This is a genomic window from Bacteroidales bacterium, from assembly GCA_012517825.1.
In the GTDB taxonomy this organism is placed as follows: Bacteria; Bacteroidota; Bacteroidia; order Bacteroidales; family JAAYUG01; genus JAAYUG01.
Window position 1 is genome coordinate 25,301 of the sequence record JAAYUG010000047.1, and the last position, 11,423, is coordinate 36,723.

Here is an 11,423-nt window from a genome sequence, read left to right on the forward strand (position 1 = left end):
ACCCCGCTGAAACGCTATGAAATCAGCCCTCGCATACATTCTACATTACAAAATGTGCCATGCAGCCTTATTCAGCCTACCGGGTGTTATGCAACAGGGTTGATTTTTATCAGAATCTGCAAAATGATAGTACCTTCGTCATAAAGTGGCAATAGGTATGCAAAAGATACTTGTTCTGGGAGCAGGACTCTCCTCAGGGGCACTGATCAGTTATCTTCTTGAACATGCAGGAAAGGGCAGATGGAAGGTCAGAATTGCTGATATTTCCGAAGAGATGGCCCGGCAGAAAATCATGGGTCATCCTGCCGGAGAAACGGTAAAGCTGGATGCAGGAGACGAAGATCATCTGGCTTATGAAATTCATAATGCTGACCTGGTCATCTCCATGCTTCCTGCCAGGATGCATCCCCGTGTGGCCCGGCACTGTGTTCGATACGGCAGGCACATGATTACGGCTTCCTATGTTTCGCCTGAACTCAGGGAACTTGACGAGGAAGCCCGGAAAAACAATGTACTTCTGCTCAATGAGATAGGAGTCGATCCCGGCATTGACCACATGTCGGCCATGTACCTTCTGGAGCGCTTACGCAAGCAGGGAGCAGAAATAACTGCTTTTGAATCAAATACCGGCGGATTGGTTGCCCCCAAGCATGACAACAACCCCTGGAATTACAAGTTTACCTGGAACCCCCGCAATGTAGTGCTTGCCGGTCAGGGTGGGGCACAGTTTCTGCATAACGGCATGTACAAATACATTCCCTACCATAAGATATTCAGAAGGTATGAACGTATTTACATCCTGGATCTTGGGGAATTTGAAGCCTATCCGAACAGGGACTCCCTGAAATACCAGGATGCCTATGGTCTGCAGAATGTTGAAACCATGTTTCGCGGAACAATCCGCAGGCCGGGCTTCTGCAAGGCATGGGACATTCTGGTCCAGACCGGCATGACCGACGATTCATACATCATGCATCATTCCGACCAGCTCACCTACCGCGAGTACACCAACAGTTTCCTGGCATGGAGCCCCACCATGAATGTGGAAGATAAACTCGCCGAATACACAGGAGTTGACAAGGACTCGGAAACCATGTACAAAATCCGCTGGCTGGGGTTGTTCAGCAATGAACGCGCAGGCCTCAGGGATGCCACTCCGGCACAAATCCTTCAGAGCCTCCTCGAAAAACGGTGGAAGCTCGACCCTGACGACAAGGATATGATTGTCATGCAGCACCAGATTGAATACAAAACCGGAGGCCGGAAAAAGAAAATTCTCTCCTCCCTTGTATATACCGGGAAAGATGCAAAAAGCACGGCCATGTCAGTTACAGTGGGCTTGCCGGTGGCCATTGCTGCCCGGCTGATAATGGAAGGAAAGATATCTCTTCGCGGGGTGCATATTCCTATTCACCCTGAGATTTACATGCCGGTACTGCAGGAGCTTTCCGAACACGGAATCCGCTTCGTTGAAGAAGAAGGTATCCCGCAGGAATTACAATACTGAACGCTGTACCGTATCAGAATTTTTCAAAAATGCCAAGTCCGAACAAAGCATAGTCGTACCTGACCGGATCTTCAGGATCCAGCAATTTTAAAGCTGATGTAAGTTCTTCCACTGCTTTCCAATCGTTCTGTTTCCGGTTCAGTAATCCAAGTTTTCTGGCAACATTGCCCGAATGCAGATCAAGGGGAATATACAGGGAAGAAGGGGGAATGTGGCTCCATAATCCAAAATCTACTCCGCCGTTGTCTTTACGCACCATCCAGCGAAGGAACAGATTGAGGCGCTTGGCCGATGCGTTGTCGCCCACACTGGCTATATGCTTTGCTACATGGGCCGGGTGAGCCGGTTTAAGAAATTCCCTGCGGAAAACAATCAGAACGTCCTTTAAATCACCTGTTTCCCTGTAGCACCGTGAAAAGAAATTCCCAAGGCTTCCGTATTTTCTGTACATGCGCTGAAGGGAGAAGAGAAAAAACATACAATCGTTGCCGTTAAACGTTCTGTGAACAAAGTTTTTAAACCTCCGCAGATCGTCTGTCCCGGCTTCCATTATAAAATGCCATGGCTGATTGTCCATGCGTTGCATCAGTTCCCCCGCCTTTTGAACAGCCACGGTGCGCTGTCCCCATGCCAGAGCAGCGGCAAAAAAGGCGGCAATTTCAATATCCTGCTGTTTATCAAAACGGTGTGGAACCGATACAGGATCACCTTCTATGAAAGATGGGGTATTGTATTGACGTACTTTGTAATCAAGAAACTCCTTTAATTCCGGGTCAGGAATCTGTGGGTGCATGCGGAAGGGGGAGATTACTGCTCAAAACGACCGTCAGCAATTTTCAGGCGGCGGTGTGCCATGGCGGCAAGTTCCTGGTCGTGGGTGGCGATAACCAGAGTCTGCCCGAATCGTTCAGGAAGGGTAAGAAAAAGCTCGTGCAATTCTTTTTTGTTTTTGCTGTCAAGATTTCCTGAAGGTTCGTCGGCCAGGATGACAGAAGGATTGTTGATCAGGGCTCTGGCAATAGCCACCCGTTGCTGTTCCCCTCCCGACAACTCAGACGGTTTATGATTGAGACGGTGCTTCAGTCCGAAGAAGGCAAGAATCTCCGTGGCTTTTCTGATCGCCTCTCCCCTGGGTACACCGGCAATGAAAGCCGGAATACATACATTCTCGAGAGCCGTAAATTCAGGCAGAAGATGATGAAACTGAAATACAAATCCAATGTTCCGGTTTCTGAACCGGGCCAGTTCCCTGTCGCGGAGCCTGCTCACTTCGGTTCCGTCAATAATAATTTCTCCTGTATCAGGTTTATTGAGGGTACCAAGTATCTGCAGCAGGGTTGTTTTCCCGGCTCCGCTGGCACCTACAATCGAAACGATTTCCAGTTTCTTAACTTCCAGATCAATACCCTTCAGCACGTTTACGGTTCCAAACGATTTGGTAATGTTTCGGGCATGGATCATAATCTCCTGCATCGGTTATTCCTGGACTTTATCCTGTTCTTCCTCATCCGGGTCCTTCAGGGCAGCCTCTGCTGAGGAGGCGACATCTTTTTCAATATTCGTATAGGATTGCTCGATATCGGTTGCTACCTTCTTCTGGATTTCATTTCCGATTTCGCTCAGAGGCTGTTGAATATGGGTCTGCACCTGCCGCTCCACATCATTTTTAAGTTCGGTAATCTCATCAACAATACCGCTCGAAGACCGGTTCAGTTCTTCCTTGATTTCATCGGCAGCCTTACGGAACTCATGCATTCCCTTGGCAATCCCGCGCATGATTTCCGGGATGCTTTTGGCGCCGAAGAGCATGAGCGCCACCAGTATCACGAGCAATATTTCCCCACCGCTCAGGCCCATAAGAACCTTTCATTAATGGCTATTTAAAGAATTTTCATTTCTGCATTTTCCTTTCCCTGCGTTTTTCTTCGATACGGAGAAAATCAAACGCTACAGGAGCCGCGACGAAAACAGAAGAATACGTTCCAACAAAAATACCAATCAGCAAGGCAAATACGAATCCCTTAATGACCACTCCTCCGAAGAGGAAAATGATTAGAACAACCAGGAAGGTTGTCATGGACGTATTGAAGGTACGACTCAAGGTGCTGTTAATAGCTCCGTTAAACACATCAATGGGTTCACGTTTTGGATACAATTTCCGCCATTCCCTGATTCGGTCATATACTACCACGGTATCATTGATGGAATATCCGACGACGGTCAGTATGGCCGCAATAAATGCCTGGTCTATTTCCAGGCTGAACGGCATAATACCATACAGCAGGGAATAAAGGCCCAGCACAATCAGTACGTCATGAAGCAGGGAAACAATGGCTCCCATACCAAAGGGCCAGTTCCGGAACCGGATGATGATATATACTGCAATGATCACCAGAACAAACAAAACAGCCCAGATAGCCTGAATGGTAATATCCCGTGCAATGGTTGGCCCGACTTTCTGCGTATTCATCAGGTAATTGGCGTTCCATGTCTCAAAGGAAACCGTGTCACCAAGCATGGGTTTGAAGCCCTGGTAAACAGTATAATTAACCAGACTGTCCACTTCGGGTCCCTGCTGATCAATTAAATACTTGGTGGTAACGCGGATCTGATTGGACTGGCCAATGGTAATTACTTCCGGGGTGCCCTTGAGAACAGGAGTGAGCATCTCCTGAACCTTCAGCGTATTTACAGGTTCATTGAAACGAATAACAAAACTTCTTCCTCCGGTAAAATCAATGCCGGTGGCAAGTCCACGGGTTAGCAACGAAATGATGCCGATGGTAATCAAGATTCCGGAAACAACGTAGAATATCTTTCTCTTTTCAAGCCACTTGACTTTGACATTCTTGAGGAACCCTTTTGAAAACCGGTTGGTAAAACGGACATCCATACCACGGTTCAGGCGCCATTCGTACAATAATCTGACAAGGAAAATAGCTGTGAAAAGAGAAGTAAGGATACCGATAATTAATGTAGTAGCGAAACCGCGGATTGGCCCTGTTCCGAAAACATAAAGGACAACGCCGCTGAGGAGGGTTGTAACATTTGAGTCGATGATAGCCGACATAGCCATTTTATAACCATCGGCCACCGCCAGCTTTGGTCCCTTTCCTGCTGCTATTTCTTCCTTGATACGTTCATAGATCAGAACGTTCGCATCAACAGCCGTTCCCAGGGTAAGCACAATCCCTGCGATACCGGGCAGAGTAAGCACTGCTCCCAGGGATGCAAGAATACCCATGATAAAGAATACGTTGAAAATCAGGGCAAAGTCGGCATACAAACCTGCCTGGGCAGTATAGAAAAATATCATGTAAAGAACCACTGCCAGAAAAGCAATGATAAATGACTTGATTCCAGCCTGGATGGCTTCTTTACCCAGCGAGGGGCCTACAACCGTTTCCTGAATGATCTGTGCCTTGGCAGGCAGTTTTCCTGATTTCAGGATGTTGGCCAGGTCGTCAGCTTCCTTGATGGTAAAGTTGCCGGTAATCTGGGAGTGGCCTCCGGTAATCGGGCCGTTAACCCGGGGGGATGACTGCACTTTGTCATCGAGGACAATGGCAATGCAACGGCCAACGTTGTCGCTGGTCATACGTGCCCAGATTTTAGCCCCTTCAGGGTTCATGCTCATGGCAACCTCAGCAGTACTTTGATTCTGGCCGAATTCACGACGGGCAGATGTAACAACATCCCCTGACAAAGGGGCTCTGCCGTCACGGGTTGACACCTTTATGGCATGCACTTCATAGAGTGTTCCGGAAGGATCATTCTGCCATGGTTTTGCTGAATACAGAAAACGCACATCCCGCGGAAGGACTGCTTTAATAGGCTTGAGGCTCAGGTAATAGTTGAGCTTGCCGGTATCTTTAACATGCACCAAACCTACCATAGATCCGGGCAGAGGCGCATTGTTCCGGTCAATATTGGGACGCAAAACGGCAAACAACGGATTCTGCTGGTTCCAGCTTTCCAGTCCTGATATCCCCGTATCAGCTGCTGTTGTGTCCTTCTCAAGCTTTTCCAGAAGGGAAATTTCGGTCTTCTTTTCTTCCCGGGTTTGCGCCGGTTCTTTTGCCGTCTGCTTCAGACTGTCAGAAGCTGCCCTCTCCGCTTTAAGAATTTCCCTGAGCCGGCTATTGGCCTGGATCAATGAAGGCAATATTTCGGAATTTTCATAGGTGAGCCAGAACTCAAGATTTGCCGTACTCTGCAGAATCTTGCGCACACGTTCGGGTTCGGTTACACCCGGCAACTCGACCAGTATTCTTCCCTGGGTTTCCAACCTCTGGATCTTGGGATTCACCACACCAAACTGGTCAATACGGTTTGAAATGATATTAAATGCATTGTCAATGGCCGCCTGGGTTTCAGACCGCAATACCTTGATAACATCAGCGTTGGAACTGCGGAAGTTGATTTTGTCTTTCAGTTCAACTGTACTGAAAATGGCCGCCAGACTGCCGTTGGGATCAATCTTCTGAAACTCCTCGGCAAAGAGGGTAATAAAATCGGCCTGGCTTACCTTCTGACGTTCCTTTGCCTGGCGTATTGCCCTGTTAAAAGTGGAGTCGGTACTGTAATTGGAAAGTGCACGAAGCATATCTTCCACAGACACCTCAAGAATCACGTTCATACCTCCCTTGAGGTCGAGGCCAAGCTGTATCTCTCTTTCCTTGCAATCAACATAGGTGTATTTTACAACGCCAAGATTATAGACAGGCACAGAAGAAAGAGAATCAAGGTAATTCCTTTGCTTAACCGGATCTCCCTGTGCATACTCCCTGGCCTGCTTTTCTACCTTGCGGGTAACCAGCGTGAAGGAAAGCTGATAAATACAAACAAGAATAAATACGATGGTAAACAGCTGAATAGCTCCTTTATTGCGCATGTTCGTTAATATTGGTTATTCCTAATTATGAATACATTTTTAACAAGTGCCGCAAATATAGGAATTATTTTCTGATAGGAATCAGTTCGTAATGTCATATAGCATGCTTAATTCTTCCTGCATTTCCTTTACCTTTGGTAAAAGAGATTTTAACCGGGACGTCATGCACCGTATCATTTTTCTTATTCTTCTGGCTATGCTGGCCTCTTCATGCAAAAATTCCGTGATACTGGGGAACAAAGAACAGGAAACGGATACTATTGCCAGCGGAAGCGACACAACCCTGAGCAAGGCATATTATGAAGACGGAGCACTTAAGTCGGTAAGCCAGATGAAAAACGGACTGAGAAACGGGCTTACAAAAAATTTTTACCGGAACGGAGCCTTGCTTTCAGAAGTGTATTATGCAAACGGATTGAGGAACGGTGTGGCTGTGAACTACTACAAAGAAGGGGGAGTTCATGCCCGCATACCTTACAGGAATGATGTGAAGGAAGGAGAGGCAGTCTGGTATTATCCTTCAGGGAAACCTTACAGAATTACCCCATACCATCAGAACCTCATCGACGGAATTCAGCGTTTTTTTTATGAATCGGGCCAGCTTCAGGCTGAAGTACCCTGGAAAAAAGGCCAGCCTGGCACCGGATTGAAAGAATATACCGAAAGCGGAAGGCTTATCAGAGAACCATCCGTTGTAGTAAGGCCGGAACGATTAAACGACGCGGTAATTCTTTATATCAGCCTCTCCGACGAAAGCCGAAATGTAACCTTTTACCAGGGAGAACTGACCGAAGGAAGGTATCTTAACCGCAATCTCAGACAATTAAAAACAACCGGCGGCAAAAGCATCATACAATTCCGGCCGTCGGATCCTGAGACAACTCCAAAGGAATTTCACATCGTGGCAATAAAAGAAACTTCGTTACGAAACCAGCAGATTCTTTACAGAAAATACCGGTATCATTACCCACCCGGCAATGAATAAACCCATTTGACGAACTTTAAAAAGTTCCATGTGCCTGAAGGAACGCTTTCATTTTATTATTATACTGGGTGAACCGCAATGTGAAACCCTGATTTTGCTTCGATTTCCTTATACAGGGTTTCTTTAACTCAAATTCGTCAATTGAAAAACTCAATTGATGAATTCAGGTTAAATGCCAACTGTCCGATTTTTTCTGCCGGATTTGCCTTCAAACCCCGCTGAAACACAGTGAAAGCGGCCCTTGCTGCACATTGCGCATTTTTTTATGCTCAATGCGGCCTCAATTCTGAGAAATATCTCCGGTAATCTGCGCAGAAAAAAATTAAAAAAAAACCGAAAGGTAAAAATTTATAAGGGCCGGCGATAAACAAAAAAATCGTAAGTTTAGCGCGGTGATTATAAGGCGGTTGAAATATGAATCTTCATGAGTATCAGGCAAAACAGATTTTAAGGCATTATGGCGTCAGGGTTCCTGAAGGGCGGCTCATTATCAGTGCAGCGGATGCAAAAGAAGCTGCCCTTGAGATTGGTTCCGTTACCGGTACAGACACATGGGCGGTTAAAGCCCAGATTCATGCCGGAGGAAGAGGTAAAGGCGGAGGCGTAAAAATTGCCCGCTCTCCCGAAGAAGCGGAAAAGCATGCCGCTTCCATTCTGGGTATGCGCCTGGTTACTCATCAAACCCGGCCGGAAGGAAAACTGGTAAGAAAAGTCCTGGTGGAGCAGGGAATTTATTATCCGGGGGCGGAACCGGTGAAGGAATATTATATGAGTATCCTGCTCAACAGGGCCAGCGGGAAGAATATCCTGGTCTATTCTCCTGAAGGTGGTATGGATATTGAAAGCGTGGCCGCGCAAACTCCGCATCTGATATTTCGCGAAGAAATTGACCCTGCTGTCGGGCTATGCGATTTTCAGGCAAGAAAAATAGCCTATACACTTGGCCTCGACGGCAATGCCCACCGGGAAATGCAGGCCTTTGTAAAGGCTCTGTACTCCGCCTACCTTCAGTCGGATGCAACGCTCACCGAGATCAATCCGGTAGTAAAAACCTCTGACGGGAAGATTTATGCTGCCGACGCAAAGGTCAATCTGGACGACAACGCCCTTTTCCGGCACCCGGAATATAAAGAAATGCGCGATCCTGACGAAGAAGATCCGGCTGAGCTGGAAGCCTCGGCCCATGGCCTCAATTTTATCAAACTTGACGGAAACGTTGGCTGTATGGTCAACGGAGCGGGACTTGCCATGGCTACCATGGACATGATCAAACTTTCGGGAGGAGAGCCGGCCAATTTTCTGGATGTGGGCGGAACAGCCAGCGCACAGACTGTGGAAGCAGGCTTCCGGATTATCCTGAAGGATCCCAATGTGAAAGTCATTCTTATCAACATTTTCGGAGGCATTGTCCGGTGCGACCGTGTAGCCCGGGGAGTAGCAGATGCATACCGGTCTATCGGAAACATCCCCGTACCGGTCATCCTTCGCCTGCAGGGAACCAATGCACAGGAAGCCAGAGAATTAATCAACAATTCCGGATTAAAGGTCTTTCCGGCTACTACACTGGAAGAAGCTGCCAGGCTGGTAAAAGAGAAAATCTCCGAAGTGAGTTAAACACAACTAAAGCATAAGACAAAGCTTTGGTCTCATTTCATTGGAATCAACCCTGCAGAAACAAAGCCAAAGCGACCTACCACACCAAAGCACATTGCTCATTTTTTAAGACGTAATGGGGGGTGTTGTGTCTTAATCTCATTACATTAAAGTTTTCCTTAAGCAATCTTAACTAATATTTTTTTACGCAAGAAAAAATCAGAAAAATAATACTAATTTTATAACTAAATTTATTGTCAAAATGGTTGGCTTTATTCCTATCGTAACAGCAGTATCTTTGATTAAAAATTAAAATTAAACAATATGATTATCAAAAAAATAAAACTTCATAATTGGAAAAACTTTCAAAATTGTGAAGTGGATTTAGTTGAACGTTGTTTTATCATTGGGCCCAATGCATCAGGTAAATCCAATTTTATTGATGCACTGCGTTTTCTTCGTGATATATCAAAACAGGCAGGCGGATTACAGAGAGCTGTTGAAGAGAGAGGGGGAATTAAAAAAATTCGTTGTCTTGCAGCCAGAAAATCAACAAATGTTTCTTTAACGGTAGAATTAGGAGAACCAAATGAAAATAAACCAAAGTGGAGTTATCATCTTGATTTACAGCATACCGGAGGCGGTATTATGAAAAGTCAGGCTAAAATAGTTAAAGAGGAAGTATTTTCATATGAAAAACAAAAGTATGTTTGCAAAAGAAGTGCTCAAAACAAAGACGAAGACGAGGAAACGTTGAAATATACATATTTAGAGCAAGTAAATGCCAATCGTGAGTTCAGAGAATTACAAATATTTTTTCAAAATATTGAATATTTGAATATAATTCCACAGTTAGTCCGAGAATCTTCTTCTGCATTACAAACATACACGAAAGAAGATTATTATGGTAGAAATTTTTTGGAAAAGTTAGCTAGAATGAATGAACGAATTCGTAATTCTTATTTCAAAAAAATTAATGAATTTCTAAAAATTGCAGTTCCTCAATTGAAAGAATTAAAATTCATTAAAGATAATATGGGTGTACCTCACATCGAGGCAAGATATATCCATTGGAGAGCGAAAGGAAGCAAACAGCAGGAAGACCAATTCTCAGACGGAACTCTTCGCTTAATTGGTTTCTTATTTGCTTTAATTGACAGTAATGGGGTGATTTTATTAGAAGAACCTGAAATAAATCTTCATTCAGCAATTATTGCTCAGTTTCCGGAATTTATTGCCAAAATACAACGGTCAAAAAAAGGAGCCCAACAAATACTAATAACAACTCACAGTTACGATATACTTGCAAATACAGGCATTTCACCTGATGAAGTCATTTTGTTACTCAACGCTTCTGAAGGAACAGATGTAAAAAAACTAACAGAGATTAATGAAATTCTTCAAATAGTTAATTCAGGTCTATCTATTGCCGATGCTGTCATTCCATATACAAAACCTAAGAATATTGAAAATATGTCTCAATTAAGTTTATGATTTTTTTTAACTATGAAGGTATATATTGCTGGCGAGGATGATGTAACACGGGCAATTATTAAACGAATTCTTTCGCACTGCTCCAATAATATTGAGATTATTTCAGAGTTACCTGCACGAGGAGGTCAAATAAAAAGTAAGATAACCGAATTCAATAAATTGTCGGCTGAGTATCCGGTAATTTTGCTTATAGATTTAGATGCAACCCCTTGTGCTCCGCAATTGTTGCAGGAATTATTGCCAACAGGTAAACATAAACAGTTTATTTTTAACATAGCAGTTGACGAAGGTGAAGCATGGTTAATGGCCGATAGAAAAGGCTTTGCTGATTTTTATGGAGTTGATATTAAGTTAATCCCTATTTCTACTCCTCAAAAACAAGGAGGTAGCAAAGCTTTAGTTGAAATGGATTTTAAATACAAATCAAGTATTTTTCTTACACAATACCTCATAAAAGAAATTAGGAACCCAATATTTAAAAAACAACTGACCCCTAAAAAAGGTGCTTCAAAAGGTCCGGAGTATAATACAGCAATCTTGCCATTTATTCAGGAAAAATGGAATATTAACGAAGCTTGCAAAAATTCTGACAGCTTAAGCAGAATGATAAACCGAATAAAATCATTAGTGGCTACAAAAGAAACAGCATTACCGAAAATTAAATAGTCGTCCCTGAAAAAATGCCTTTTTTTCATCAAGCATAAAAAAAAGAAAATTCAGGATAAAAAATCCTTCTGACAAGCTTTAAGATAAAATGAAAAAAATAATTTACATACCGTAGCATAGTATTTATGGCATCCCCGGTGGTTCCCTTTAAAAAGTTTCTGGCCATGCGGTAATCTTGTTTTAAGTGGGAAATTACAGGTTCAATAGCGGATCGTGACCTGCAACGCTTGCGAAAAGTCTTTTTATTGTATTCTGAGGTGGAAGATGGTAATTTTTTAGGCGTA

At 44.3% G+C, this 11,423-nt stretch carries 9 protein-coding genes; 5 read left to right on the top strand and 4 right to left on the bottom strand.

All coding sequences use genetic code 11. The annotated features are described in order from the left end of the window. Window positions 1–157: 157 nt before the first annotated feature. Entirely contained in the window at window positions 158–1,507 is a 1,350-nt protein-coding gene (locus GX419_03260) for a saccharopine dehydrogenase (GenBank protein NLI23709.1), read from the top strand. A 13-nt stretch (window positions 1,508–1,520) separates the two neighbouring features. Here GX419_03260 and GX419_03265 read toward each other — a convergent pair whose 3' ends face one another. The 4 genes from GX419_03265 to GX419_03280 are packed head-to-tail and all read right to left on the bottom strand — an operon-like array spanning window position 1,521 to window position 6,401. After that, a complete protein-coding gene (locus GX419_03265) occupies window positions 1,521–2,288 on the bottom strand; it encodes a TIGR02757 family protein (protein NLI23710.1) in 768 nt (255 codons plus the stop codon). A 26-nt stretch (window positions 2,289–2,314) separates the two neighbouring features. Continuing rightward, on the bottom strand, window positions 2,315–2,968 hold the full coding sequence (locus GX419_03270; GenBank protein ID NLI23711.1) for an ABC transporter ATP-binding protein: 654 nt from the start codon (window positions 2,966–2,968) through the stop codon (window positions 2,315–2,317). Window positions 2,969–2,983: 15 nt separating this feature from the next. Continuing rightward, window positions 2,984–3,364, bottom strand: a complete 381-nt coding sequence (locus tag GX419_03275; protein NLI23712.1) for a twin-arginine translocase TatA/TatE family subunit — start codon at window positions 3,362–3,364, stop codon at window positions 2,984–2,986. Between the two features lie 34 nt (window positions 3,365–3,398). Continuing rightward, window positions 3,399–6,401, bottom strand: a complete 3,003-nt coding sequence (locus tag GX419_03280; GenBank protein ID NLI23713.1) for a protein translocase subunit SecDF — start codon at window positions 6,399–6,401, stop codon at window positions 3,399–3,401. 163 nt (window positions 6,402–6,564) lie between these two features. Between GX419_03280 and GX419_03285 the strand changes: the two genes are divergently transcribed. The 4 genes from GX419_03285 to GX419_03300 all read left to right on the top strand — a co-directional run bounded on the left by GX419_03285 (window position 6,565) and on the right by GX419_03300 (window position 11,139). After that, window positions 6,565–7,386 carry a toxin-antitoxin system YwqK family antitoxin gene (locus tag GX419_03285; protein NLI23714.1) on the top strand — a complete coding sequence of 274 codons (822 nt, stop codon included), beginning with the start codon at window positions 6,565–6,567 and terminating at the stop codon, window positions 7,384–7,386. Between the two features lie 414 nt (window positions 7,387–7,800). Beyond that, window positions 7,801–9,000: an ADP-forming succinate--CoA ligase subunit beta gene (sucC, locus tag GX419_03290; protein ID NLI23715.1), complete on the top strand. Its 1,200-nt coding sequence runs from the start codon at window positions 7,801–7,803 to the stop codon at window positions 8,998–9,000. A 303-nt stretch (window positions 9,001–9,303) separates the two neighbouring features. Beyond that, complete coding sequence (locus GX419_03295; protein NLI23716.1) at window positions 9,304–10,473, top strand: AAA family ATPase; 1,170 nt, start codon at window positions 9,304–9,306, stop codon at window positions 10,471–10,473. A gap of 12 nt (window positions 10,474–10,485) precedes the next feature. Further along, window positions 10,486–11,139 carry a DUF4276 family protein gene (locus GX419_03300; protein NLI23717.1) on the top strand — a complete coding sequence of 218 codons (654 nt, stop codon included), beginning with the start codon at window positions 10,486–10,488 and terminating at the stop codon, window positions 11,137–11,139. The last annotated feature ends 284 nt before the right edge of the window (window positions 11,140–11,423 follow it).